24 protein-coding genes are annotated in these 26,130 nt (G+C 71.8%); 17 read left to right on the top strand and 7 right to left on the bottom strand.

Translation table 11 applies throughout. The features are described from left to right. The first annotated feature begins 13 nt into the window (after positions 1-13). From ACIGEP_RS02835 to ACIGEP_RS02825, 3 genes are read left to right on the top strand one after another with little or no spacing between them, the layout of a single operon-like run. Positions 14-1,285, top strand: a complete 1,272-nt coding sequence (locus tag ACIGEP_RS02835) for a DUF445 domain-containing protein (protein WP_396660119.1) — start codon at positions 14-16, stop codon at positions 1,283-1,285. 2 nt (positions 1,286-1,287) lie between these two features. Beyond that, on the top strand, positions 1,288-2,166 hold the full coding sequence (locus ACIGEP_RS02830; protein WP_396660118.1) for an arginase family protein: 879 nt from the start codon (positions 1,288-1,290) through the stop codon (positions 2,164-2,166). Beyond that, a complete protein-coding gene (locus tag ACIGEP_RS02825; protein WP_396660117.1) occupies positions 2,163-2,645 on the top strand; it encodes a SixA phosphatase family protein in 483 nt (160 codons plus the stop codon). Before ACIGEP_RS02830 ends, ACIGEP_RS02825 begins: the two co-directional genes overlap by 4 nt. Here ACIGEP_RS02825 and hutI read toward each other — a convergent pair. The 3 genes from hutI to hutH are packed head-to-tail and all read right to left on the bottom strand — an operon-like array spanning position 2,632 to position 7,081. Next, entirely contained in the window at positions 2,632-3,858 is a 1,227-nt protein-coding gene (gene hutI / locus ACIGEP_RS02820) for an imidazolonepropionase (protein ID WP_396660115.1), read from the bottom strand. The two genes, ACIGEP_RS02825 and hutI, sit on opposite strands and share 14 nt — an antisense overlap. Beyond that, entirely contained in the window at positions 3,858-5,522 is a 1,665-nt protein-coding gene (gene hutU, locus ACIGEP_RS02815; RefSeq protein ID WP_396660114.1) for a urocanate hydratase, read from the bottom strand. Before hutU ends, hutI begins: the two co-directional genes overlap by 1 nt. Next, a complete protein-coding gene (hutH, locus tag ACIGEP_RS02810) occupies positions 5,519-7,081 on the bottom strand; it encodes a histidine ammonia-lyase (RefSeq protein ID WP_396660113.1) in 1,563 nt (520 codons plus the stop codon). The genes hutU and hutH overlap by 4 nt, the downstream gene beginning before the upstream one ends. A 52-nt stretch (positions 7,082-7,133) precedes the next feature. Between hutH and ACIGEP_RS02805 the strand changes: the two genes are divergently transcribed. Beyond that, positions 7,134-7,916: an IclR family transcriptional regulator gene (locus tag ACIGEP_RS02805; RefSeq protein WP_396660112.1), complete on the top strand. Its 783-nt coding sequence runs from the start codon at positions 7,134-7,136 to the stop codon at positions 7,914-7,916. A 111-nt stretch (positions 7,917-8,027) separates the two neighbouring features. Here the strand turns inward: ACIGEP_RS02805 and ACIGEP_RS02800 are convergent, their stop codons facing one another. Continuing rightward, a complete protein-coding gene (locus tag ACIGEP_RS02800; protein ID WP_396660111.1) occupies positions 8,028-9,035 on the bottom strand; it encodes a LacI family DNA-binding transcriptional regulator in 1,008 nt (335 codons plus the stop codon). 133 nt (positions 9,036-9,168) lie between these two features. On the opposite strand from ACIGEP_RS02800, the gene ACIGEP_RS02795 reads away from it, so the two are divergent. The 7 genes from ACIGEP_RS02795 to ACIGEP_RS02765 are packed head-to-tail and all read left to right on the top strand — an operon-like array spanning position 9,169 to position 18,254. Continuing rightward, entirely contained in the window at positions 9,169-10,431 is a 1,263-nt protein-coding gene (locus tag ACIGEP_RS02795) for an extracellular solute-binding protein (RefSeq protein WP_396660110.1), read from the top strand. A gap of 1 nt (position 10,432) precedes the next feature. Further along, positions 10,433-11,554, top strand: a complete 1,122-nt coding sequence (locus ACIGEP_RS02790) for a carbohydrate ABC transporter permease (RefSeq protein ID WP_396660109.1) — start codon at positions 10,433-10,435, stop codon at positions 11,552-11,554. Further along, positions 11,551-12,465 carry a carbohydrate ABC transporter permease gene (locus tag ACIGEP_RS02785; protein ID WP_396660108.1) on the top strand — a complete coding sequence of 305 codons (915 nt, stop codon included), beginning with the start codon at positions 11,551-11,553 and terminating at the stop codon, positions 12,463-12,465. The genes ACIGEP_RS02790 and ACIGEP_RS02785 overlap by 4 nt, the downstream gene beginning before the upstream one ends. Then, positions 12,462-14,351: a glycogen debranching N-terminal domain-containing protein gene (locus ACIGEP_RS02780; protein WP_396660107.1), complete on the top strand. Its 1,890-nt coding sequence runs from the start codon at positions 12,462-12,464 to the stop codon at positions 14,349-14,351. The genes ACIGEP_RS02785 and ACIGEP_RS02780 overlap by 4 nt, the downstream gene beginning before the upstream one ends. 54 nt (positions 14,352-14,405) lie before the next feature. After that, positions 14,406-16,238: a Na+/H+ antiporter NhaA gene (gene nhaA / locus ACIGEP_RS02775; protein WP_396660106.1), complete on the top strand. Its 1,833-nt coding sequence runs from the start codon at positions 14,406-14,408 to the stop codon at positions 16,236-16,238. A gap of 10 nt (positions 16,239-16,248) precedes the next feature. Continuing rightward, on the top strand, positions 16,249-17,895 hold the full coding sequence (locus tag ACIGEP_RS02770; RefSeq protein ID WP_396660105.1) for an FAD-dependent oxidoreductase: 1,647 nt from the start codon (positions 16,249-16,251) through the stop codon (positions 17,893-17,895). Between the two features lie 14 nt (positions 17,896-17,909). After that, positions 17,910-18,254 (top strand): UBP-type zinc finger domain-containing protein, encoded by a 345-nt coding sequence (locus ACIGEP_RS02765; RefSeq protein WP_396660104.1) that lies wholly within the window; start codon positions 17,910-17,912, stop codon positions 18,252-18,254. A gap of 9 nt (positions 18,255-18,263) precedes the next feature. On the opposite strand, the gene ACIGEP_RS02760 is transcribed toward ACIGEP_RS02765, so the two are convergent. After that, positions 18,264-18,740, bottom strand: coding sequence for a YbaK/EbsC family protein (locus tag ACIGEP_RS02760; RefSeq protein ID WP_396660103.1), 477 nt, complete (start codon positions 18,738-18,740; stop codon positions 18,264-18,266). A 2-nt stretch (positions 18,741-18,742) separates the two neighbouring features. Beyond that, positions 18,743-19,546: a methyltransferase domain-containing protein gene (locus ACIGEP_RS02755; RefSeq protein WP_396660102.1), complete on the bottom strand. Its 804-nt coding sequence runs from the start codon at positions 19,544-19,546 to the stop codon at positions 18,743-18,745. Positions 19,547-19,655: 109 nt separating this feature from the next. Here ACIGEP_RS02755 and ACIGEP_RS02750 point away from each other — a divergent pair, with 109 nt between their 5' ends. The 6 genes from ACIGEP_RS02750 to ACIGEP_RS02725 all read left to right on the top strand — a co-directional run bounded on the left by ACIGEP_RS02750 (position 19,656) and on the right by ACIGEP_RS02725 (position 25,450). Next, a complete protein-coding gene (locus ACIGEP_RS02750; protein WP_396660101.1) occupies positions 19,656-20,729 on the top strand; it encodes a Glu/Leu/Phe/Val dehydrogenase dimerization domain-containing protein in 1,074 nt (357 codons plus the stop codon). Positions 20,730-20,865: 136 nt separating this feature from the next. Then, positions 20,866-21,639, top strand: coding sequence for an SDR family NAD(P)-dependent oxidoreductase (locus tag ACIGEP_RS02745; protein WP_396660100.1), 774 nt, complete (start codon positions 20,866-20,868; stop codon positions 21,637-21,639). Positions 21,640-21,647: 8 nt separating this feature from the next. After that, the gene (locus tag ACIGEP_RS02740; RefSeq protein ID WP_396660099.1) at positions 21,648-22,265 is read left to right on the top strand and encodes a TetR/AcrR family transcriptional regulator; all 618 of its coding nucleotides are present in this window, start codon (positions 21,648-21,650) and stop codon (positions 22,263-22,265) included. After that, positions 22,255-23,034: a hypothetical protein gene (locus ACIGEP_RS02735; protein WP_396660098.1), complete on the top strand. Its 780-nt coding sequence runs from the start codon at positions 22,255-22,257 to the stop codon at positions 23,032-23,034. The genes ACIGEP_RS02740 and ACIGEP_RS02735 overlap by 11 nt, the downstream gene beginning before the upstream one ends. Next, positions 23,031-24,296 (top strand): aminotransferase class III-fold pyridoxal phosphate-dependent enzyme, encoded by a 1,266-nt coding sequence (locus ACIGEP_RS02730; RefSeq protein WP_396660097.1) that lies wholly within the window; start codon positions 23,031-23,033, stop codon positions 24,294-24,296. Before ACIGEP_RS02735 ends, ACIGEP_RS02730 begins: the two co-directional genes overlap by 4 nt. Before the next feature lie 2 nt (positions 24,297-24,298). Further along, on the top strand, positions 24,299-25,450 hold the full coding sequence (locus ACIGEP_RS02725) for a hypothetical protein (protein ID WP_396660096.1): 1,152 nt from the start codon (positions 24,299-24,301) through the stop codon (positions 25,448-25,450). Positions 25,451-25,455: 5 nt separating this feature from the next. Here the strand turns inward: ACIGEP_RS02725 and ACIGEP_RS02720 are convergent, their stop codons facing one another. Further along, on the bottom strand, positions 25,456-26,106 hold the full coding sequence (locus ACIGEP_RS02720; RefSeq protein ID WP_396660095.1) for a TetR/AcrR family transcriptional regulator: 651 nt from the start codon (positions 26,104-26,106) through the stop codon (positions 25,456-25,458). Between the last annotated feature and the right edge of the window lie 24 nt (positions 26,107-26,130).

Below are 26,130 nucleotides of genomic sequence, written 5' to 3'. Positions count from 1 at the left end.
GCAGGATGGCCGAATGGCCCGCATCCCGTACGGCTCGCTGAGCACCGCTGATCAGCAGCGGTATCGCGGGCTCCGCACCATGAAGGCGGTCGCGCTCGGTGCGCTGCTGTTCATGGCCGTCGTCTTCGTCATCGCGTTCGTCCTCGAGAAGGACCTCTCGGGGTGGGGGTACGTGCGCGCGGCTGCCGAGGGCGGCATGGTGGGCGCACTGGCGGACTGGTTCGCGGTGACGGCGCTGTTCCGGCATCCGCTGGGCATCCCCATCCCGCACACCGCGATCATCCCGCGGCGAAAGGACGAGATCGGTCGCACCCTCGGCGAGTTCGTCGAGACCAACTTCCTCGAGGGCGGCGTCGTCCGTCAGAAGCTCGAATCCACGCACATCGCGCGGACGGCGGGTACCTGGCTGCAGGACCCCGCACACGCTGAGACCGTCGCAGCGGAGGCCTCGACGATGGCCACCGGCATCCTCACCGCCCTGAGTGACGACGAGGTGCAGGACCTCATCAGCGACCTCGCGCACGAGCACCTGCTCTCGCCGTCGTGGGGTCCGTCGCTCGGGACGTGGCTGTCGCGGGTCGTGGACGCCGACGCCCACCGGGGCGCCGTGGACCTCGGCGTCGACAGCATCGCCCGCTGGCTCGACGCGAACCGCGAGGCCTTCGACGGCCTCGTTTCACGCCGGCTGCCCTCCTGGGTGCCGTCAGTCGCGATGCGCCTGGTCGACGACACCGTCTACCACGAGGCCACGAAGTTCGTCGCGGCCGTGCAGCGCGACCCCGAGCACCCGGCCCGAAAGGCGCTCGACCAGTACCTCGAACGACTCGCCGACAACCTGCAGCACGATCCCGAGACCATCGGCCGGCTCGAGGGCGCGAAGAGCGCCGTCTTCGACAGCCCGCGTGTGCGCGCCCTCGCCGCCGACGCGTGGAACACGGCGAAGGCGGGCCTGCTGCGCTCCCTCGCCGACCAGGACAGCCCGCTGCGCCGTCGTGTCGCGGCGGCGCTGGGCGACCTGGGCGACCGCCTCGCGACCGACACGGCCCTGCAGGAGCGCGTCGACAAGCGCATCGCCGACGCCGCCGTGTTCCTCGTCGACCGCTACCGCCACGACATCGCGTCGATCATCACCGACACCGTCGCGCGCTGGGACGCCGACGAGACGAGCCAGAAGATCGAGCTGCAGGTCGGCCGCGACCTGCAGTACATCCGCCTCAACGGCACCGTCGTGGGCGCCCTCGCGGGGCTCGTGATCTTCACCGTCGCCCACCTCCTCCTCCCCTGACCATGGCGCTCTCCGTCGATCCCCTGTGGCTCCGGGCCGGCGACTGGCCGTCGCCGGAGGGACGGGTGGATGCCGTCCTGCTCGGCCTGCCGGCCTTCCGCACCTCGCTCTCACCCACGGGTGCGCACGCGACGCCCGCCGCGGTGCGCGAGGCGCTGCGCCGGTTCAGCCCGACCCTGCTCGGTCCTCCCCCGGTCGATCTGAGTGCGGCGCTCCGGATCGCGGACGCCGGCGACGTCGACGATCCGAACGGACCCGCCGGTGAGGCCCGGGTGCGCGAGCGCGTCCAGGGTCTCCGGGACCAGGCGGACCTCGTGATCCCGCTCGGCGGCGACAACTCCGTGACCTATGCGACCGCGCAGGGTGCGGGGGTCTCCGGTCTCATCACACTCGACGCGCACTTCGATCTGCGCGACGGCGTCTCGAACGGCTCACCCGTGCGGCGCCTCGTCGAGGACGGGCTCGACCCGCGCCGGATCGTGCAGATCGGGATCGCGGACTTCGCCAACTCGGTGGCCTACGCCCGCCGCGCCGCCGACCTGGGCATCACCGTCATCACGCTCGACGAGGTGCGGCGCCGCGGCGCCGAGGACGTCATGATCCAGGCGCTGTCTATCGCCGGAGCGGCCGGCGACGTGCACCTCGACATCGACGTGGACGTCTGCGACCGCTCCGTCGCGCCGGGATGCCCGGCATCCGTCCCCGGCGGACTCGAGGCGTGGGAGCTACGCGCCCTCGTCCGCGCGGCCACCGGCGACCGGCGCATCGTCAGCGCCGACATCGTCGAGGTCGACGCGACAGCGGATGCGGCCGACGCTCGCACGGTCCGACTCGCCGCACTCTGCGTCCTGGAACTGCTCGCCGGAAGGGCACTCGCATGATCACCCTCATCCTCGTCCGTCACGCCAAGAGCGACTGGGGCAGTGGCGTCGACGACCACGAGCGACCCCTGAACGACCGCGGCCGGCGGCACGCGCCGGTGATGGCGAGACGCCTCGCGACGACGGGGTTCCGGCCGGCGCGGATCCTCTCTTCGACGGCGGTCCGCGCCCGGACCACCGCGCAGGTCTTCGCCGACGCCCTCGGTGTCTCCGTCGAGGCGGATGAGGGCCTCTACGGGGCGCCCGGCGCGAAGCTCCTCGCGGCCGCCGCGGCGAGCGGCGTCACCGACGTGATGGTCGTTGCACACGATCCGGGGATGACGGTCCTCGCCGAGCGCCTGTCGGACGGCGGGATCGGCGCGATGCCGACCTGCGCGGTCGCGACCTTCGTGTGGGACACCGACGACTGGGATGTCGCGACCGCGACGCCGCCGACGCGCTGGAGCGTGGACACCCCGCGCGACGTCACCGAGGGCTGAGGACCTCGCCGCCGCGGTAGACACGGTGGACGAGTGGCACGCCCGGGCGGTAGGCCAGGTGGCGCCGGCTCGGTGCATCGAGGACCACGAGGTCGGCGCGCGCTCCGACGCCGAGGTGACCGACGTCGTCGCGGCGGAGGGCCCGCGCTCCCCCGGCGGTCGCCGCCCAGACCGCCTCGCCGACCGTCATCCCCATCTCGCGCACCGCGAGGGCGATCATGAGCGGCATCGAGCTCGTGAAGGACGAACCGGGGTTGCAATCGCTCGCGAGCGCGACGGTCACTCCGGCATCGATCAGGCGACGCGCGTCGGGGTAGGGCTGGCGGGTCGAGAATTCCACGCCGGGCAGCAGCGTCGCGACGGTGTCCGATCCCGCGAGCGCCGCGATGTCGGCATCCGTCAGATGCGTGCAGTGATCGACGGATGCCGCGCCCAGCCGCACCGCGAGCTGCACACCGGGGCCTTCGCCCAGCTGGTTGCCGTGCACCCGCACACCGAGGCCGGCCGCCGCTCCCGCACGGAGGATGCGTTCGCTCTCGACTTCCGTGAACGCACCCCGCTCGCAGAACACGTCGACCCAGCGCGCATGAGGCCGGACGACGGCGAGCATGTCGTCGCAGACCAGGTCGACGTAGGCGTCGCGCTCGGCACCCTCGGGCACGACATGCGCCCCGAGGTACGTGACCTCTTCGGTGACCTCGGCGGCCAGGCGCGCGAGGCGCTCTTCGCCGTCGCGGGTGAGGTCGTAGCCGGTCTTCACCTCGAACGTCGTCGTTCCCTGGGCGTGGAGTTCGGCCACGAGCGCGGCAAGGCGGGCGCGGAGCGCGTCGTCGGTGGCTGATCGCGTCGCCGCGACGGTGCGCCGGATGCCGCCGGCGGCATACGGCACGCCGGTCATCCGCGCCTCGAACTCGTCGGCGCGGTCGCCGGCGAACACGAGGTGCGTGTGACTGTCGACGAACCCCGGGATCACCGCGCGTCCGCCGAGGTCGACAACCTCGATCTCTGACCGCGAGACTGCACCCGAAGCCCGAGACGGCGACCCGGGACCGCTGTCTCGGGCTGCCGCTGCTGTCTCGGCGTCAGAGGCCGCACCCACCCACGCGACCCGGCCCTCGTCGACGAGGAGCGCGGCGTCGGCGATCGTGGTGGTGGGGGCCGCGGCATCCGCGTTCGTCGTCAGCTCGGCGATGCCGGTGAAGAGGGTCGCCATCAGGCATCCAGCATCGGGACGGTCAGGCCGCGCTCGCGGGCGACCTTTTTCGCACGGTCGTATCCGGCATCCACGTGGCGCATGACGCCGGTGCCCGGGTCGTTGACCAGGACGCGGGCGAGCTTCTCGGCGGCGAGGGCGGAGCCGTCGGCGACGGTCACCTGACCCGCGTGGATCGAGCGACCGATGCCGACACCGCCGCCGTGGTGGATCGACACCCACGCCGCCCCCGACGCCGTGTTCAGCAGTGCGTTCAACAGCGGCCAGTCGGCGATCGCGTCGGAGCCGTCAGCCATCGCCTCGGTCTCGCGGTACGGGCTCGCCACGGACCCCGCGTCGAGGTGATCACGGCCGATGACGATCGGACCCGACAGCTCCCCCGAGGCGACCATCTCGTTGAATTTGATCCCCGCGAGGTGGCGTTCCTTGTACCCGAGCCAGCAGATGCGTGCGGGGAGACCCTCGAAGTGCACCTTCTCGCCCGCCTTCTCGAGCCAGCGGTGCAGGGCGGCGTCGTCGGGGAAGAGCTCGGCGACGGCGCGGTCGGTCTTCGCGATGTCTGCGGGATCGCCCGACAGCGCGACCCACCGGAATGGCCCCTTGCCCTCGGCGAAGAGCGGCCGGATGTAGGCGGGGACGAAGCCGGGGAACGCGAACGCGCGGTCGTAGCCGCCGAGCTCGGCCTCGCGGCGGATCGAGTTGCCGTAGTCGAAGACCGCGGCCCCGGCATCCTGGAACCCGACCATCGCCTCGACGTGACGCGCCATCGACCGGCGCGAACGCTCCGTGAACCCTTCGGGGTCTGCGGCGGCCTCGGCCTTCCAGTCCTCGAACGCCACACCGGACGGCAGGTAGGCGAGCGGGTCGTGCGCGCTCGTCTGGTCGGTGACGATGTCGATCGGGATGCCGCGGCGCAGCAGCTCGGGGAACACATCCGCCGCATTCCCCACGACGCCGATGGAGCGTGCTTCGCCGGCCGCCTTCGCGGCCAGCGCGCGTTCGATGGCGGCGTCGAGGTCGGCGGTGTGCTCGTCGAGGTAACCGTGCTCGACGCGGCGACGCAGGCGCGACTCGTCGACATCGACGACGAGCACGGCTCCCCCGTTCATCGTCACCGCGAGCGGCTGCGCGCCGCCCATGCCGCCCGCCCCGCCGGTGAGGGTGAGCGTGCCGGCGAGCGAGTCGCGGCCGAGCGAACGGGCGACGGCGGCGAAGGTCTCGTACGTGCCCTGCAGGATGCCCTGCGTACCGATGTAGATCCACGAGCCCGCCGTCATCTGCCCGTACATCGTGAGCCCCAGGTGCTCGAGGCGGCGGAACTCGGGCCACGTCGCCCAGTCGCCGACGAGGTTCGAGTTCGCGATGAGCACACGCGGCGCCCACTCGTGGGTGCGGAAGACTCCCACCGGCTTGCCGGACTGCACGAGCAGCGTCTCGTCGGGTTCGAGCTCGTCGAGAGTGCGGACGATCGCGTCGTACGCCTCCCAGGTGCGGGCGGCCTTGCCTGTGCCGCCGTAGACGACGAGATCCTCGGGGTGCTCGGCGACCTCGGGGTCGAGGTTGTTCATCAGCATCCGCTTGGCCGCCTCGGCGCCCCAGCTCTTGGCCGTTCGGGTACTGCCGCGGTCCGCGCGGACCGTGCGGGTCGTGGTCGTGTCGGTCATGCGTGATCTCCTTCGAACGATCCGAATGCGGTGCGGGCGATCTCGCCCGAGACGACGAGCTGCGTGGCGGCCTCGAGGTCGGGGGCGACGAAGCGATCGGGCCCCGGTCCCTCGACCACGGAGCGCACCAGGTCGCGCACGGCGCCGGTGACCGGTGCGGGCTGCAGCGGGGCGCGCAGGTCGAGGGCGCGGCATCCGGTCACGACCTCGATCGCGAGGACGCGGGCGAGACCGTCGATCGCGCGGCGCAGCTTGCGGGCGGCGGCCCAGCCCATCGACACGTGGTCCTCCTGCATCGCCGACGACGGGATCGAGTCGACGGATGCCGGCACGGCGAGGCGCTTGAGCTCCGAGACGATCCCGGCCGCGGCGTACTGCGCGATCATGAGTCCGCTATCGATACCGACCTCGTCGGCGAGGAACGGCGGCAGACCGTTGCTGCGCGAGCGGTCGAGCGCCCGGTCGGTGCGGCGCTCCGAGATCGAGGCCACGTCGGCGACGGCGATCGCGAGGAAGTCGAGGACGTACGCGACCGGCGCGCCGTGGAAGTTGCCGTTCGACTCGACGCGTCCGTCGGGGGTCACGACCGGGTTGTCGACGGCCGAGGCGAGCTCGCGGTGAGCGACCATGCGGGCGTGGTCGAGGGTGTCGCGGGCGGCGCCGTGCACCTGCGGTGAGCACCGCAGCGAGTACGCATCCTGCACGCGCGTGCAGACGGCGGGGTCGCGGTGGCTCGCGACGATCGGCGAGTCGGCGAGCGCGTGACGGAGGTTCGCGGCCGAGACCGCCTGACCCGACTGCGGGCGCAGTGCCATGAGATCGGCTGCGAAGACGGCGTCGGTGCCGAGCTGGCTCTCGACCGACAGGGCGGCGGCGAGGTCGGCGGTCGCGAGCAGGGTGTCGAGGTCGGCGAGGGCGAGCGACAGCATCCCGAGCATGCCGTCGGTGCCGTTGATGAGGGCGAGTCCCTCCTTCTCCTCGAGGACGAGGGGGCGGATGCCGGCGGCCGCCAGGGCCTCGGCGGCGTCGAGCGTCATGCCGTCCGCCGTGCGCACCGGACCCTCGCCGAGAGCGGCGAGGGCGATGTGCGAGAGCGGGGCGAGGTCGCCGGAGCATCCGAGCGACCCGTACTCGTGCACGATCGGTGTGATGCCGGCGTTGAGCATCGCCGCGTAGGTCGTGACGACGACGGGACGGACGCCGGTGCGGCCGGTCGCGAGCGTCTGCAGGCGGAGGAGCTGCAGGGCGCGCACGACCTCGCGTTCGACCTCGGGACCCGTGCCCGCCGCGTGCGAGCGGATGAGGCTGGCCTGCAGCTGACGCCGGCGCTCGGGCGCGATGAACGTCGTCGCGAGCGCGCCGAACCCGGTCGAGATGCCGTAGTGCGGCTGCGGGTCGTCGGCGAGGCGCTCGATGAGCGCGCGGGTCTCGGCGGTGCGGGCGAGCGCCTCGTCCGAGACGACGACGCGCGCGTCGTGCCGCGCGACGGCGACGACGTCGGCGGGGGTGAGCGGGGCGTCGCCGAGGGTCACGGCGGTCAGGACGGCGGAGTCGGGCATGCTCCGATTCCAGCGCGCGGGGGTGGTCGTCCGCAGGCGCTCAGAGGATGATGTGTCTGTGATACCAGACAGGCCGGTCAAGCCGAAGGTCCCCGCGGCGGATCAGACTCTCCGCATCCTGAGCTTCCTCGCCCATCAGCGCGGACCCGTCGCCGCGCAGACCATCGCGGGCCAGCTCGGCCTCCCGCGCTCGAGTGTCTATCACCTGCTTGCGGCGATGGAATCCCACGGCTTCGTCGTACACCTCGACGGCGACCGTCGATGGGGGCTGGGCACCGCGGCGTTCGAACTCGCCGGCGGGTACGCCCGACAGGAGCCTCTCGCGCGACTCGGCCGGCCGATCGTCGCGCAGCTCGCCGACCGCGCCGGCGAGAGCGCCCACCTCGCCGTCATGACGGGGCGGGACGTCCTCTACATCGTCGAGGAACGCGCGCCCCGGCGACCCGCCCTCATCACCGACGTCGGCGTGCGCCTGCCCGCGCACCTGACCGCGACCGGCCGCGCGATGCTCGCCGCCCTCCCCCGCGAACAGGTGCGCGCGCTGTTCCCGGATGCGGCTTCCCTCTCCACCCAGCGCACCGGACGGGGCCCCGGCCGCCCGGCGGAGCTGCGCGAACTGCTGCGACAGACCCGCGCCGCGGGCCACGCGAGCGAGGACGGCGAGGTCACGCTCGGCTTCCGTTCGGTCGGCGTCGCCGTCCGCGACCACGCCGACTGGCCGGCCGCCGCGATCGCCGTCACCTGGCCCGAGGACACCGTCGCCGACCCGGGTCGCCTCGCCGACCTCGCGACCGAGGCGGCCGCCGACCTGTCGCGCCGCATCGGCCGGCGGTAGGGCCCGGTCGTCGCGCGGAGATCCGGTCATCCTCGCGGCGCGTCGCCCCGGATCCACGGCGTGTCTCGCCGGATCTCCGCGGGTGGGCACAGCGCCGGGACCGACCCGCCCTCAGCGGACGACGAGGCGCGGCTGCACGAGGACGTGCCCGTCACCCTCGCCCGCGGCGCGCCGTTCGATGCGGCTCCCGCCGGCCATGAGCAGGTCGAGGGTTCCCGCGGCGACGAGCTCGGGCAGCTGCTCGACGCTCGAGAGTCCGAGCGCCTCGACCGCGGGGGTGTTGTCGAACCCGATGATGAGGACGTCCGCACGCTGCGCCCCGACCGCGGCGACGTGCGCACCCACGGCGAGCGTGTCGCTCGCGCACACGATCGCGTCGACGGCGGTCGTGGTCAGCAGCTCGGCCACCCGCTCGCGCGCCTCGGCGACCCGCTCCTCGGCCGACAGTCGCAGGTCGGGGCGGGCACCGGCATCCGTCATCGCCTCGCGCCACCCTCGTTCGCGGTCGTCCCCCGTGGGCGACCCGGCGGGCCAGCCGAGGAAGGCCACGCGTCGACCGACGGTGAGCGCGTGCGCGGTCGCCGCGCGGGTCCCCGACGCGCCGTCGACGTCGACCCAGAGGTGGGTGCTGTCCTCGGGAGAGGCGACGTCCCACGGGCGACCGAACGACACGAACGGCACCCCGCGCTCGGTCAGCCAGGCGAGTCGGCGGTCGCCGTACCGGGTGCCGGTGACGACGACCGCTTCGACGTCGCCGGCGTCGACGAGCTCCGACATCCGCCGGATCTCCTCGTCCTGATCGGATGCCGCGTACACGAGCACGCGCAGCCCCCGGTCTCCCGCGCTCTCGGTGAGGGCATGCACGAAGCGGTCGAGAACGACGCCCGAGATGCCGCCCGCGTACGGGTCGAGGTGGATGCCGATGGTCGCGCTGCGGCGCGTGCGCAACCGGCGCGCAGAGGCGTGCGGCGAGTAGCCCAGCCGGGTGATGGCGTCCTGCACGCGCTCACGCGTCGCGGTCTTGACGATCGCCGGAGTGTTGAGCACATTGCTCACCGTCTGACGCGAGACACCCGCGAGGGCGGCGACGTCCTCGATCGTGATCGACTTCTCACTCACCGGCGCACCCCCTTGACAGTGACGGACCCAGCCTCTTACGTTGGGCATCATTCCACAATTTGATCGTTCAAAGTCGACCGAGATCAGCGCGGTCGGAACGATCGACGGCACCGGGATCGAAGGAGATACGGACATGCGACACAGCAGATGGATGGCACTCGGCGGCATCGGGATCGCGGCGACACTCGCCCTCGCGGGATGCGGCGGCTCGGGCTTCGAGGACGGCCCCGCCGCCTCGGGAAGCGCCGGAGCAGGCGGCGGCGAGCTCACCTCGTCGGACGACGCCCTCACGATCATGATCGGATCGTCCGGCGATGCCGAGACGACGGCCGTCAAGGACGCCGTCGCCGCGTGGTCGGAGGAGACCGGCGTCGATGCCGAGGTCGTCGCGGCGACCGACCTCACGCAGCAGCTCTCGCAGGGCTTCGCGGGGGGCAACCCGCCCGACCTGTTCTACCTCGCGACCGAGCTCCTGGCCGGCTACGCCGACAACGGCTCGGTCATCGCGTACGGCGACATGCTCGAGAACAAGGACGACTTCTACCCGTCGCTCGTGCAGAACTTCACCTACGACGACCAGTTCTACTGCGCTCCGAAGGACTTCTCGACGCTGCAGCTGATCATCAACAAGAACCTGTGGGAGCAGGCGGGGCTGACGGATGCCGACATCCCCACCGACTGGGATTCTCTCGCCGCCGCGGCGCAGAAGCTCACCTCGGGCAACACGACCGGGCTCGTCTTCAGCGGCGAGTACCAGCGCGTCGGCGCGTTCATGGCCGAGGCCGGTGGACGCCTGGTCTCGGAGGACGGCACCAGCGCCGTCGCCGAGAGCCAGGAGAACATCGATGCCCTGACCTACGTGAAGGAGCACCTGGCCGACGGCACGTTCGCCTACGCCGCCGACGTGGGTGCCGGCTGGGGCGGTGAGGCGTTCGGCAAGCAGCTGGGCGCCATGACCATCGAGGGCAACTGGATCACCGGTGCGCTCGGCGACTACCCCGACGTCGACCCGCTCGTCGTCGAGCTGCCTGCCGGCCCCGCCGGCAAGGGCACCCTGCAGTTCACGAACTGCTGGGGCATGGCCGCCGACAGCCCTAACCAGCAGGCCGCCCTCGACCTGGTCGAGTACCTGACGAGCGCCGACCAGCAGTTGGCGTTCTCGAAGGCCTTCGGACCGATGCCGTCGGTGCAGTCCGCCGCTGACCAGTGGACGACAGACAACCCGGACCTCGCCGCCTTCCTTGCCGGTGCGGACTACGCCCAGGGTGTCCCGACCAACGACGGCGTCTCGGACGTGTTCACCGACTTCAACGCGCAGCTCGCGACGCTGAAGGACGGCGATCCGGCGACGATCCTGCAGTCGGTCCAGGGCAACCTCGAGGCGATCGTCGGCTGACATGTCGACGCCCGTCGCCACCGAACGGGCATCCGAGAAGCTCCCTCGCCGCGACCACCGCTCCCGCGGTCTGCGTCGCGGCGAGGGAGCCGCCGGGTGGCTCTTCGTCTCCCCCGTCGTCGTGATCCTCGGGGTGTTCCTCTTCCTCCCCGTCCTCATGGCGCTCTGGGTGAGCGTCTCGGACTGGGGTGGCCGGGGCAGCCCCCTGTCCCCGAACGTCAACTTCGTCGGCCTCGACAACTACGCCGCCCTGACTTCCGGTCAGGGGCTGCGCAGCCGCGACTTCGGTACCGCCCTGCGCAACAACGCGTGGTACGTCTTCCTCGTCGTGCCCCTGCAGACCGCCCTCTCGCTGTTCCTCGCGGTGCTCGTGAGCCGTCGCATGATGAAGGCCCGCGGGTTCTTCCGCACCGCCTTCTACTTCCCCTCGGTCACGAGCTCGGTCGCGATCACGGTGCTGTGGATCTTCCTCTTCAGCGCCGCCGGGCCGGTCAACGCGCTCATCGCCGCGGTCACCGGCGGAAAGGGACCGAACTGGTTCAACGATCCCCGCGGCATCGTGCACCTGCTGTTCGGCGTGTTCGGGGTGGATGCCGCGCCCGCGGCGATCTCGCAGCCCGGATTCCTCGGCCTTTCGGGCTGGGACTGGATCGCCGGTCCGTCGGTCGCGATGAGCGCATTCATCCTCATGGCCGTCTTCACCACCAGCGGCACGTTCATGCTGCTGTTCATCGCCGCCCTCCAGAACGTCGGCTTCGAGTTGACCGAGGCGGGGATGATGGACGGCGCGAACGCCTGGCAGCGCTTCTGGCGCATCACGCTGCCGCAGCTGCGACCGACCCTGTTCACGGTCATCACGCTCGGCCTGATCGGATGCTGGCAGGTGTTCGACCAGATCTACACGGGCACGAAGGGCCAGCCGGGCAAGACGACGATCACACCTGCCTATCTCTCCTACACGTCGGCGTTCAGCAACCAGGACTGGGGCATCGGCGCCGCCATCGCCTTCATCCTGTTCCTTATCATCATCGCGTTCACGCTGTTCCAGCGGTGGTTGCTGCGCGAGCGCCCCGTCTCGAAGCGCCGCATCCGCGCCTACACCCCGAAGGGAGCGCGGTCGTGACCGACAATCGAACCCTCGTCCGTACGAAGACCCTCACCGACAAGCCGATCGACGCCCGACCGGCTCGGCGGATCCGCATGATCCGAGGATCGCTGGCCACGCAGATCGTCCTCTACGCGGTCCTCGCGGCGCTGGCCCTCGTGTACATCTACCCGTTCCTCGTGCAGGTGGCGACCTCGTTCAAGAGCGAGCAGGAGGCGGCATCCAATCCGATCTCGCTGATCCCGCAGACCGTCACGACCGCGGCGTACGAGCGGCTGTTCCTCAACAGCGACTTCCCGCTCTGGTTCGCGAACTCGGCGATCGTCACGATCCTCGTGACCCTGGGACGCGTGTTCTTCGTCTCGCTCGCCGGCTACGCGCTCGCGCGCCTCACCTTCCGCGGCCGCAACGTGATCTTCGCGCTCGTCGTCGCCGTCATGGCGGTGCCCGCGGTCGTGCTCCTCATCCCGCGTTTCCTCGTCCTGAACCAGCTGGGGATGTACGACTCGTACGCGGGCATGATCCTTCCGCTCCTCGTCGACGCGGCGGGGGTGTTCATCATGAAGAACTTCTTCGAGTCGATCCCGCCCTCGGTCGAGGAGCAGGCCCGCATCGACGGCGCCGGCACCTTCCGGGTCTACTGGTCGGTGGTCCTGCCCATGGCACGCCCGGCACTCGTCACGATCGTGATCCTCTCGTTCCAGGGATCGTGGAACGAGCTGACGCACTTCATCGTGTCGGTGCAGGACCCCGGCCTGTTCACTCTGACGCGCGGCGTGGCGAGCCTGTCCTCGGGCCAGCTCAGCCAAGGCACGCAGTACCCGTTGAAGCTCGCGGCGGCCGCACTCATGACGATCCCCGTCGCCGTCGTCTTCTTCATCTTCCAGAAACGCATCATGAACACCTCCGAAGGAGCAGTCAAGGGATGACCGCAGGCCTCCAGCCCTTCCTGTCCGACGCCGTCGTGGCCCTCCGCGCCCCCACTCAGGTGTGGTCGCGGGCCGACGGTGAGATCGGTTCCGGCGCGATCGACGGGGTCTTCCACGGCGACACCCGGTTCGTTCGCGCGACGCGCGTCCGTTACGGAGCGGATGCCGCGGCCCACGCGCCGGAGTGGATCTCACGTTCAGCGGACTCGGCGTCGGACGTGCGGTTCGAGGCGCTGCTCCGGCGCCTCGACGACCGGACACCCGACCCGAAGATCCGGATGACGCGCCGCCGGGTCGTCGGTGACGGACGGGTCACCGAGGAGTTCACCCTCGTGTCCCACCTCGACGAGGCGGTCCCCCTCGTCCTCGAGGTGGCCGTGACCCCCGACGCGACCCCCATGCAGGAGGTGAAGTCGGGGACGGTGCCCGCAGCGGCGGTGGATCGCACGCTCGCGGCCGACGCCGCCTCGTTCACCGCCGGCACCGCGTCGATGCGGCTGTCCGCGCCCGGCGCGGAGGTCGCGGCATCCGACGACGACATCGTGCTCACGTGGCGTGTCGAGTGCCCGCCGCGCGCACGGATGACGGTCTCGTGGCAGGTCGACCTCGACGACCCGTCCCTCGTCGTCCGCGGCACCGCGCGCGACATCGGGTGGGCCGTGCCCGAGGCCGCCGGCGCGGACCCTCGACTGCAGCGTTGGCTGCGCCAGGCGCTCGACGACCTCGACGCGCTCCGGCTCACCCTCCCCGGCCACCCCGACGAGTTCTTCGCCGCCGGCGCGCCCTGGTTCTTCACGCTGTTCGGGCGCGACTCGCTGTGGGCCGCACGGCTGTTCCTGCCGGTCGACCCGGGCATGGCGGCATCCACCCTGCGCGTTCTCGGCCGACTGCAGGGCAGCACGGCAGACCCGGAGACGGCCGAGCAGCCGGGCAAGATCGCGCACGAGCTGCGCGCCGGCACGCTGTCGATGCCCGGCGAGGGCATCTCACTGCCGCCCCTCTACTACGGCACGGTCGACGCGACCCCACTGTGGGTGACGCTGCTCGCCGAGGCGCACGCCGCCGGCATGCCGGAGGCCGAGGTCCGGGACCTCCTTCCGATGATGCACGACGCGCTCGACTGGGTGATCTCGGCCGCCAACGCGGACGGGTTCCTCGACTACGTCGACGAGACCGGGCACGGCCTCTCGAACCAGGGATGGAAGGATTCCGGGGACTCGATCCAGTGGCGCGACGGCTCGCTCGCCGCCGGCCCCATCGCCCTCTCCGAGGTGCAGGGCTACGCATACGAGGCGGCGATGACGGCGGCCGACCTGCTCGACGCGCTCGAGGAGGACGGGGCGGAGCGTCTTCGCACCTGGGCGGCGCAGCTGCGCACCCGGTTCCGCGAGCGCTTCTGGGTCGAGACGCCCGAGGGCCGCTACCCCGCGATTGCGCTCGACCGCGAGGGCCGCCCCGTCGACACGCTGACCTCGAACGCCGGACACCTCCTGGGCACCGGCATCCTCGACCCCGACGAGGAGCGCGCGGTCGCCGACCTGCTCACCGGGCCGTCGATGTCGTCGGGCTTCGGGCTGCGGACCATGTCGACGGATGCCGGGGGCTACTGGCCGCTCAGCTATCACGGCGGCAGCGTCTGGGCGCACGACACGGCCATCGTCGCTCGCGGAATGGCCCGGGCCGGCCTGCATCGGCACGCGCTCATCCTCGTCGACGGAATGCTCGCCGCCGCCGAGGCGTTCGCCTACCGCATGCCGGAGCTGCACGCCGGTGACGCCGCGAGCGACGTCGCCGTGCCGGCCCCGTACCCGGCGGCGTGCCGTCCACAGGCGTGGTCGGCGGCGGCTGCCGTCGTGTGTCACGAGATCGTCACGCGCACCGGCTGACAGATCCCCCGGTTCGGGTGGAGACTGACTTCCGACTCGAATCCCGGAGGATGCATGGCGCGAAAACTCGCCTCGATCGCGGACCACATCGGCAGGATGGGACGAACCCGCACCGGTGCCCTTTTGCTGCTCATCGCGACGGCCGCCGCCATCGTGTGGGCGAACCTGTCGTCGGGCACCTATCACGGGTTCTGGGAGACGCATATGTCGATCGGTCTCGGCGACATCCAGCTCGACTTCACCCTGCACGCCCTCGTCAACGACGCGCTGATGGCGATCTTCTTCTTCACGGTCGGCCTCGAGGTGCGGCGCGAGTTCGCGATCGGCGAGCTGACCAGCTGGTCGCGCGCCGTCATCCCCGTGGTCGCTGCGGTCGCGGGTCTCGCCCTGCCGGCACTGCTGTTCGTGCTCATCGCCGGTCCCACCGGCAACGCGGATGCCTGGGGAGTCGTCATCTCGACCGACACGGCGTTCCTCGTGGGCGCCCTCGCGCTCATCGGACCACGTGGATCGGGCCGTCTGCGCGTGTTCCTCCTGGCCCTCGCCGTGGTCGACGACATCGGGGCGCTCAGCATCATCGCGCTCGTCTACACCGACACGTTCACTCCGATGCCGCTGCTCATCGCCGCCGTCGGGCTCGTCGGGATCTACTTCGTCCGGTACCTGCGCGGCGGTCGCGGACCGATCTACGCCACCCTGGCGATCGTCGTGTGGCTCGCCTTCCTCGCCTCGGGCGTCCACCCGACGCTCGCCGGCGTCGCGATCGCGCTCCTCGTGCCGGTGTACCGGCCCGATCGCCGCGACGTGGAGCACGCCCTCGAGCTCGCCCGCACGTTCCGCCAGTCGCCGAGCACCGAGTACGCCCGCGCCGCGGCGAACAGCCTGCGCGAGTCGATCTCGATCAACGAACGGCTGCAGACGGCTTACGCGCCCTACGTCGCCTACGTGATCCTGCCGCTGTTCGCCCTCGCGAACGCGGGGGTCGAGCTCAGCCCCGAGATCCTCGCGGCGGCCGCGATGTCGCCGCTCACGTGGGGCATCGTGGTCGGACTCGTCATCGGCAAGTTCGCCGGCATCTGGGGGTCGACGGCGGTGCTCAAGGCGCTGCGCGTCGGCGACTTCGGCCCCGGCCTTTCGCTCGACCGCATCGCCGGCGGCGCCGCCCTCGCGGGTATCGGCTTCACGATCTCGCTGTTCATCATCGACCTCGCCATCGAGGACCCGGACGCGCAGAACGAAGCGCGGGTCGGGGTGCTCGCGGCATCCGTGCTCGCCTTCGCGCTCGGCGCGCTCGTCTTCCGGGTCGCCGATGCGCGTCACCCCGAGGAGGAGGTCGGGCAGACGCTCGTGCGTCCCGTCGACCCCCGCCGCGACCACATCTTCGGTTCGCTCGACGCCCCATACGAGATCGTCGAGTACGGCGACTTCCAGTGCGGCTTCTGCCTCAAGGCCTCGGGCTCGATCCAGGAGGTCATGGCCGAGCTCGGTCCGAACCTGCGCTACGTCTGGCGGCACGCACCGCTCACCGAGCAGCACCCGAACGCCCTCGCCGGCGCCGAGGCCTCGGAGGCGGCGGCGAAGCAGGGCAAGTTCTTCGAATTCGAGCGCGGGCTGTTCGCGGACCAGGACAACCAGCTGCCGTCCGACATCGTGCGGCTCGCCGAGAAGCTGGGGCTCGACGTCCCGAAGTTCGAGCGCGACCTCACCTCACCCGATGTCGCCGGTCGCGTGCGCGACGACATGTTCGACGCCGAGGCGATGAACATCCGTTCCGTGCCGACGTTCTTCGTCAACGGCCGCCGGCACACGGGTCCCTACGACGCGCAGACCTTGATCCGGGCGCTGCAGGCCGATGCCGACGCGTCCGTCGCCCCCGCCGGTCGGTAGGTTGATCGACATGACCGACGAAACCGCTCCCACCGCGATGGACGCCATGATGTCGCCCGACCTGTCGGACGCGCATTGGCGCCGCTTGACGGCCGCCGCCGTGCCGCAGGACGTCGAGGTCGGCGACTACGTCTTCCGCACCGGCGAAGCGGGATACGACCTGATCGTCGTCGAGTCGGGCGAGCTCGAGATCGTCCGCGATGCCCTCCGCTGGGTCGACGAGGCCGTCATCACGACGGTCGGGCCCGGCCGGTTCGCGGGAGAGCTCGGCATCCTCAACGGGCAGAGCGCCTTCCTCTCGGCGCGGGTCACGAAAGCGGGTCGGGTGCACCGGCTCTCGCGGGCGGCGCTCCGCGAGATCATGAGCGAGGACGACGAGCTCTGCGACCTCATCCTGCACGCGCTGTGGGCGCGACGCGAGTCGCTGCGCACCGGCCCGGCGGCGATGACGCTGAAGTTCGTCGGGACGACCACCTCGAACGACTTCCTGTCGCTGCGCCGCTTCGCCGAACGCCTCGATCTCGTGCACAAGGCGGTCGCCGTCGCCCCTGACGAGCTCGCGACGCTCGACGGTCACGACATGGCCCCCGAAGACCTCCCGGTCGCCTACGTCCAGGGGGAACCGATCCTGCGCGCCACTCCCGGCCTCGTCGCGGAGCGTCTCGGTCTGAGCTATCAGGCCGAGGCCGACGAGGTCGTCGACCTCGTCGTCGTGGGGGGTGGCCCCGCCGGACTGGCCGCCGCCATCTACGGCGCGTCCGAGGGGCTCAGCACGGTCCTGCTCGACGCCGTGGCGCCGGGCGGGCAGGCGGCGTCCACGTCCCGCATCGAGAACTTCCTCGGGTTTCCCTTCGGGGTCAGCGGCGGCGACCTCATCGGGCAGGCAGTGCTGCAGGCGCTGAAGTTCGGCGTGCGCGTCTACGCACCGTGCGAGGCCGTCGCACTCGAGCAGGTCGGCCCGGACCTCCTCGACGTGACCCTCGCCGACGGTCGCGTGATCCGTGCGCGGAGTGCGATCGTCACCTCCGGCGCCGCCTACCGCCGCCTGGCGCTCGACCGCTGGGAGGACTTCGAGCGCTCCGGCGTCTACTACGCCGCGACACCGCTCGAGCTCCGCCAGGTGCAGGGCAAGCCCGTCGTCGTGGTCGGCGGTGCGAACTCGGCCGGACAGGCCGCGCTCTACCTCGCCGCGCACGGCTCCCCCGTCCACCTCGTCGTGCGCGGCACCGACCTGCGCGCGCGGATGTCGAGCTATCTCGCCGACCGGCTCGCCGAGGATCCGCGTGTGCGGCTGCACACGGCATCCCAGATCACCGGGCTCGACGGCGACGGCACCCTCGAGTCGGTGACGATCGACTCCGCCGGGGCGGTCGACGCGCGCGGCCTGTTCTGCTTCATCGGCGCGGATCCGGCGACCTCGTGGTTGCCCACGCTCGACCGCGACTCCGACGGTTTCATCCGCACGGGGACCGATGTCGCGGTGCAGTCGATCGCGCAGTGGCGGGACCTCGGCCGCGAGCCCTTCCCGTTCGAGACGTCCGCGCCGCGGGTCTTCGCGGCGGGCGACGTCCGCCGCGGGTCCATGAAGCGCGTCGCCGCGGCGGTCGGCGAAGGCTCGAGCGCCGTCGCCTCCGTCCACCGCGCTCTCGCCTACTGATCGGAAGGAACGAGATGAGCTCCGACATCGACACGAACGTCGCCCCCTCGGGGAGCGGATGCCACGAGTGCGACGAGCAGGCGGGCTTCTGGGTGCATCTGCGCCGCTGCGCGTCGTGCGGTCACATCGGATGCTGCGACACGTCACCCGGGCAGCACGCGACGGCGCACTTCCGCGAGACCGGGCACCGGCTCGTGCAGAGCTTCGAGCCCGGCGAGGACTGGTACTGGGACTACGCCGACGAGGCGATGTTCGACGGGCCCGAGCTCGCGCCGCCGACGAGCCATCCCGCAGATCAGCCCTCCCCCGGCCCTCGCGGACGCGTTCCGCTGAACTGGCGCGAGCTCATCCACACGTGAGCGGCGGCCTCAGACGACCGAGACGACCCGACCGCCGGTGAGGCGGACGAGCTCGTCGAAGGTCATCGGGAAGACCGTGTGAGGGGTACCGCCTGCCGCCCAGATCTGCGGGTAGCGGGCGAGGTCCTCGTCGATCACGGTCTCGAGCGGAGCCGGGTGGCCGGTGGGGGCTACTCCGCCGATGGCCTGCCCCGTCGCGTCGCGGACCTGCTCGGGCGTCGCCCGGCTGATCCTGCCGCGCCCGAGGCGCGCGGCGAGCGCGGCGGTGTCGACGCGGTGGGCACCGCTGGTCATCACGAGCAGGGGCGCACCGTCGCACTGGAACACCAGGCTGTTCGCGATCGCGCCGACCTCGACTCCGAGCGCGGCGGCGGCGAGGGCTGCGGTGGAGGCGGCATCCGGAAGGACGACGATGTCGCCGGGGATGCCGGCGGCGCGGAGGGCGTCGTGGACGAGGCGGCTGCGGGCACTCAGGTTCTCGGTCATGGTCAGCCTTTCGCGAGGATCTCACCGTGGGGCATGAGCAGCCAGCCGTCTGCGGACGCCGCCCACTCGCGCCATCCCGCAGAGATGCGTTCGAGATCGGCTCGCGTCGCGAGCCCCTGCTCGAGCGCGTGATCGGCGTAGGAGGAGTGCAGCGCGCGGTCGGCCCAGGATCCACCCCACCACGCCCGCTGCTCGTCGGTCTCGAACAGCCACGTCGACGCACTGACGGTCACCTCGGCGAAGCCGGCGGCCCGCGCCCACGCCTTCAGGCGGCGTCCGGCCGACGGCTCTCCCCCGTTGTTGCGCCCCATCCGCAGCAGGAGGTCGAGCCACTCGTCGAGCGCGGGGACGTGCGGGTGGATGATGATGCCGGCGTAGTCGACCTCGCGCGCGGCGACGAGTCCGTCGGCCCCCGCCACACGGCGGAACTCGCGCAGGGCGTCGACGGGGCGGGCGAGGTGCTGCAGCAGCTGGTGCGTGTGCACGATGTCGAAGGAGCCGTCGGCCGCTTCGAGGCGGTACGCATCCGCGGTCTGGAAGGTGACGTTCGTGACGCCCTCGGCGGCGGCGTGGGCCTGCGCCTGGGCGACGACGTCGGCGGACGCGTCGAGTCCGACGACGTGACCGGGCGCGAGGCGGCGCGCGAGATCGACGGTGATGGTGCCCGGCCCGGATCCGACGTCGAGGAGCGAGGCGCCGGGGCGCAGGTGCGGAAGCAGGTACCCGACCGAGTTCTCCGCCGTCCGCCAGGTGTGCGCCCGAAGGACGCTCTCGTGATGGCCGTGGGAATACCGCTCGGTCTGCATGGTGCACAGCCTAGGCGGCGAGCGATATGCGAGGCAGAATGATGACGGATGCCGCAGATCGGCGGCATCCGCACCGCAGCGCCCACAAGGCCCGCCGAGAAGGATTGCAATGTCGCACACCCTGCCCCTGCCCGATTTCAGCCACGAACGCGTGGAGGTGATGACGGGTCGGCGCAGCGGACTCGTGGTCACCGTCGCCCTCCACTCCTCGACGCTCGGCCCCGCCCTCGGCGGCGCCCGACTGTGGCGGTACCCGCACTGGTCCGACGCGATGGGCGATGCTCTGCGACTGTCGGCGGCGATGACGCTGAAGAACGCGACGGCGGGCCTGGATGCCGGGGGTGGCAAATCCGTCATCGCGCTCGGCGAGGCCGACACCCTCGATGCGGACCGTCGGCGCGCGGCGTTCCTCGACCTCGGCGACGCGGTGGAGTCCTTCGGCGGTCAGTACCGGACGGCGGAGGACGTCGGTTCGACGACCGACGACATGCTCGTCGTCAGCGAGCGCACGACGCACGTCGTCGGTCTGCCCGACTCGGTGGGCGGCTCGGGCGAACCCGCCGGCCCGACCAGCCGCGGCGTCTACGCCGCACTGCGCGCGACGCTCGAGCGGATCGTCGGCTCGGGCGATGTGGCCGGTCGCCGCATCACGATCTCGGGGCTCGGCCAGGTCGGCAGCCGGCTCGCCGTGCGCCTGTCGGGTGAGGGCGCCCTGCTCACCGTCACCGACGTGAACCCCGCGAAGATGTCGCTGGCCGCCGAGTTGGGCGCGACGTGGGTCGAGCCCGGCACCGAGCACGTCGTCCCCGCGGATGTCTTCGTGCCCGCCGGGATCGGCGGTGTGCTCGACGACGAGGTGATCGATGCCCTCGCCGCGAAGGCCGTCTGCGGTCCGGCGAACAACCCGCTCGCCGAGCGCTCCGGCGCGGCACGGCTCGCGGACCGCGGCATCCTCTACGCCCCCGACTTCGTGGCGAACGCGGGCGGCGTCATCTACCTCGACGTCGAGGCGCGCACGCCCGGTCACCGGGAAGAGATCGCGACGCGCATCGACGGCATCGGCGACACTCTGCGGCGCCTGTTCGACGACGCCGCAGAGCGTGGCGTCACCCCGCTCGACGCGGCCGAGGCCTACGCGGCCGAGCGGCTCGCGGCCGGCAGGCGGGAGCCCGCGGCGGTCTGACGGGATCGACGACAGAGGCGGATGCCGGGACTCACCGGCATCCGCCTCTTTACGTCGCGCGCGGGTGCCGCCATACTGAGTCACCACCGCACTTGTTCATCTGTACAACTCCGCTCGTGCACCCAGAGGAGGCCCCATGCCGGGAGCGATCGTCATCACCGGAGCGAGCTCCGGGATCGGGGCGGGGTTCGCCCGCCGGTTCGCCGCCCGCGGCCGCGACGTCGTCCTCATCGCCCGCCGCGCGGAGCGCCTCGAGGCACTGGCGGAAGAACTGCGCGGGGTGCACCGCGTCGGGGCCACCGTGCTCACCGCCGACCTCGCCGACCCCGCCGCGCCCGCCGCGATCGCCGCCGACCTGGCCGCGCGCGGCATCCACCCCGCGGGGCTCGTCAACAGCGCCGGGTTCGGCACGGCCTCCGCCTTCGTCGATGAGGACGCGGCGCGCGTCGCCGCCGAAGTGCAGGTCAACGTCGCCGCGCTCACCCTCGTGACCCGCGCGCTCCTCCCCCAGCTGATCGCGGCGCGCGGTGTGCTCGTCAACGTCTCGAGCAACGCCGGACACCAGCCGCTGCCGGGCCTGGCGGTGTACGCCGCGACGAAGGCGTACGTCACCTCGCTCACCGAGGCGATCTGGCAGGAGACGCGTGGCACCGGCCTCACCGTCCTCGCCCTGTGCCCGGGTCCCACCGAGACGGAGTTCTTCGCGGCGGCCGGGTCCGAGACCTTCAAGGTCGGTGGGACGAAGTCGGTCGACGAGGTGCTCGACGAGGCGTTCGCCGTGCTCGACGCCCCGAACCCGTCGCCCGTCCGCACGGTCGGTGCCGCCAACCGCGTGCAGGGCTGGGTCGCGCGGGTCTCGCCCCGACGGCTCCGCCTCTGGGTGGCGGCCCGCGCGGTGGGAGGCGCATGATGCGCCGGATGCCGCCCGAGGAACGTCGGGACGAACTGATCGCCGCGGCCATCCGCGTCATCGCGCGGCGCGGCGTCGCGGCGGCGACCACCCGCGCGATCACCGCCGAGGCCGGCATGCCGCTGGGCGCCTTCACCTACATCTTCGGCACGCAGGACGATCTCATGACGGCGGTCATCGACACCGTGATCGAGCAGGAGCGCTTCGCGGCCGAGTCGCGGGCCATCGACCCGACCTCCATGACCTCTGCCCTGCAGTCGGGTCTCGAGGGCTACATCGACCTGCTCGAGCGCGACCCCGACCACGAGATCGCGCTCCTCGAGCTCGCCCTCGTCGCACGTCGCCGCGATCCCTCCGGCCAGATGCGGGCGCAGTGGCAGACCTACTTCCACGCCGCGGAGCAGATCCTCGTCTACGCGGCCGAGATCACGCGCAGCCGATGGACGCAGCCCGTCGCCGAGCTCGCACGCCACCTCGTGGTCGTCGTCGACGGCATCACGACCACATGGCTCGCCGACGGGAACACGGATGCCGCGCGTCGCACGGCATCGTTCGCCGCCGCCGCCCTCGCCGCGGCATCCGCCCCGCTCGGGGCACCGACCGAAGGGAGCATCCGTGCTGACTGAGATCGACGACCGCGTCCTGGCTGCGGTCAACCTGCACGCCGTCCTCGGCGCGCTGCCGCGGCTGGCGGACGTCGCCTCCGAGGCGTCGGGGCTGCTCGCGGGCCTGCCGCGGCCCGTGCTCCTGACGGTGCGCGTCGTCGGCGGCGACACCCTCCGACTCGTGTTCGCGCGGGACGGTGTCCGCCACGCCGACGGCGAGCCGGCCGGCGCGACGACGGCCACCCTGGTGTTCCGCTCCCCCGGCCACCTGAACGCGGTCCTCGACGGCCGCGGCTCGCCCCTGCCCTTCGCGGGTCCCGCGGGGTTGCGCTTCCTCACCCGGGTGTTCACCCCGCTGAGCGACCTGCTCGGGCGATACCTGCGTCCGTCCGCGGCCGACCTCGACGGCCCCGCGTTCGCCGACGCGCACCGCACGATGCTCCTCGAGGTGGCGGTCGGGGCGATCGCGATCGTCGCGAACCGCGACCGGTCCGGCCGGTTCAGCGCCGACCAGATGACCGACGGCGACCTCGACATCGCCGTCGGCGACGCGCTGCGACACCGGCTGCGCGTGCGGGACCACCGGCTCTCGCGCATTCCGGTGACGGATGCCGCGCCGCGAGCCGTCTTCCGGTTCGCCGATCTGCAGACCGCCGGCGACGTCCTCGCCGGACGCGAGAGCGCGCTCGCGTGCGTCGGCGACGGGCGCATCGCCATCCGCGGCTACATCCCGCTCGTCGACAACACGAGCCGCATCCTCGACCGCGTCGGCCACTACCTCGGAAAGTGAGCTCCTCCGTGTACACCTTCGACAAGAGCCTCGCTGCCTTCCGCCGCGCCCAGCGGGTGATCCCGGGCGGCATCCCCGGCCACCTCGGTCCGACCGAGGGCCTGCACCTGCCGAACGAGGGCTTCCCGAAGTTCGCCGTCCGTGCCGAGGGCACGCGCTTCTGGGACCTCGATGGCAACGAGTTCATCGACTGGATGTGCGCCTACGGCCCCAATGTCCTCGGGTACAACGACCCGGACGTGGCCGCGGCGGCTCAGGAGCAGGCGAAGAAGGAGGACGTCGTCTCGCTCCCCTCGACAGTGATGATCGACTTCGCCGAACTGCTCGTCGATCAGGTTGCCAGCGCCGACTGGGCGATGTTCGCGAAGAACGGCGGCGACACGACGACGCTCGCGATCATGACCGCCCGCGCCGCCACGCTGCGCAAGAAGGTGATCTTCGTGAAGGGCTTCTACCACGGGGTCGCACCGTGGACGCAGAAGCTCGACTATCCCGGCGTGCTCGAGGAGGACGTCGCGAACAACCTGTACGTGCCGTGGAACGACATCGAGGCGCTGCGGCGCGCGCTGACCGAGCACCGCGGACAGGTCGCCGCCCTCATCTCGACCCCGTACATGCACGGCAACTTCGTCGACAACCAGCTGCCCGCGGACGGCTACTGGCAGGCCGTACGCCGGCTCTGCGACGAGCACGGTGTCGTCCTGATCATCGACGACGTACGCGCCGGCTTCCGACTCGACCTGGCCGGCAGCGACCACTACTTCGGGTTCGAGGCCGACCTCATCTGCTTCTGCAAGGCGCTCGCCAACGGCTACAACGTCTCCGCCCTGCTGGGCAAGGACTCGCTGAAGGAGGCGGTGAGCTCGATCACCTACACGGGCAGCTACTGGATGAGCGCGGTGCCGTTCGCCGCGGGGATCGCGACCCAGCGCAAGCTCCGCGAGCTCGATGCGCCGGCGCTGTTCGAACGGATGGGGCGACGGCTCACGGACGGGCTGACCGAGGCCGCCGCGGACGCCGGGTACACCCTGGTGGCGTCCGGCGCGCCCGCCCTGTTCTATCTGCGGGTCGCCGACCCGGCGGACTCGCTCATGCTGCACCAGGACTGGATCGCCGAATGCGTGCGGCGCGGCGCGTACCTCACCTCGCATCACAACCACTTCCTGAATGCCGCTGTGACCGAGGCCGACGTCGACCGCACCGTCGAGATCGCCGCCGACGCCTTCGCCGCCCTCCGCACGCGCCACCCCGCGGCGGTGTGAGGGTGAGCGGCACGATCGCCCCGACCTCGACCCGCAGCGTCCTCGTCGTCGCGGGGGTGTACGGGCTGCAGGGCCTCGGATACGCCGTCATCGTGACGGCGCTGCCGGCGTTCCAGCAGCGCACCGGACTGGATGCGACCGGCATCGCCCTGATCCTGTTGGGCGTGTGCGTCACCGCCGCGCTCGGATCGCTGACCGCGGACGCCATCGCCCGCCGCGCCAGCAGCCGGCACGGCATCATCGTCGGCCTGTCGCTGCAGGCGTCGGGACTCGTGGCGACGGCGCTCTCCCCGGGGACCGCGGTGCTCGCGGCATCCGTCCTGCTCTACGGACTCGGGCTCGGCATGATCGACGCGTCGTCGAACATGCAGGGAGTGCTCGTCCAGCGGGGGCGGGAGACGCCGCTGCTCGGACGCCTCTTCGCGACGCTGACAACCGGCTCGATCGTCGGAGCGCTCGGCATGGCCGGGATCCTCGCCTCCGGCGCTCCGGCGTTCGCGGCACTGATCGTCGCGGCGGCCCTGCAGATCGTCTTCGTCGTCGCGTTCGCCCGGCTGCTCAGCCGCGAGCGCGCCGCGCGCAGCGCCGAGTGGAGCGGCCCCCGCGGCCCCCGGCTCGACGGACGCGCGATCACCGTCGTCGGACTCGTGATCCTCGCGGCGTATACGGTCGACTCCGCCGTCAGCTCGTGGAGCTCGGTGCACCTCCTCGCCATCGGAGCGGCAGGGGCGCTCGCACCGGTGGGCCTCGCGGCCTACCAGGGCGGGGTGCTCGCGGCGCGACTGGCGACGGATGCCGTGGTCCGGCGCATCGGCCGCGGCCGGTTGCTCGCGATCGGCCTCGTCCTCGGCGTGATCGGGGCGATCGTCGTCGCGGCGGTGCCGTCGCCCGTGGTGACGATCGCGGCGTTCGCCGTGAGCGGCCTCGCCGTCGGGGCTCTCGTGCCGATCGCGTTCGGTCTCGCCGGGGCGATCGACCCGGCGCGCAGCGACGAGGTCGTCGCCCGCGTCAACCTCTTCAACTACGCCGGCGCGGTCCTGGGCGCCGTCGGGGTCGGGGTCCTCACCGACGTGACCGGCTCCGGTCTCGCGTTCCTCCTGCCCGCCCTGCTGCTCGCCGCCGCGATTCCGGCGTGGCGCCGCACGACCGTCTGACCCGGTCAGGCGCCGAGCGAGGCGCGCAGCGCGCGCTCGAGCTCGGCCAGCAGGAGTGTCCGCTCGGCCTCGGGTGCGGCGAAGGCCTCATGCAGCACGGCGTCCGCCGAGGCGAACGCGACCCGGGCGACCGCAGCGCCGCGCTCGGGGTCGACGCCGTCGAGGACGCCCGCGAGGCGCAGCAGCGTGTGCACCCGATCGGCCATCGCCCGCTTGTGACGGCGCCGCGCGGCATCCGCCTCCGCCGAGATCGCGACGGTGCCGAGCGAGCGGGCGGACCGCTCGTCGAGGTAGACGTCCGCGACCGCCCGCAGCACTCGCCCGACAGGGTCCTCCGTGCGCGTGTCGGCGCTCATGCGCTCGATCGCGTCGTCGAGGAGGCGTTCGAGACGGTCGTGATATCGGGCGACGATGGCGCCGAGGATCGCGTCACGGTCGGGCAGGTACTGGTACAGCGCGCCGACGCTCAGCCCCGCCTCGGCAGCGACGCGCGGCAGGGTGATGACGTCCACACCGTCGCGCAGAACGAGGGTCTCAGCGGCGGCGATCGCCTGGCTCAGCTTCCGCCGCGACCGCCGCTGCGTCGGCGTGCGGCGCAGCACGAGCGTCGCCCAGTCCTGGGGGTCGTCGGCGGCGGTGTCGTCAGAGGTGTCCATGCGAATCAAACTTGACTTTGATTA

The organism is Microbacterium sp. NPDC077663, from assembly GCF_044542795.1.
Lineage (GTDB): Bacteria > Actinomycetota > Actinomycetes > Actinomycetales > Microbacteriaceae > Microbacterium.
The sequence above is the reverse complement of the archived record's forward strand: the minus strand, read 5'-3'. Positions and strand labels throughout refer to the sequence as shown.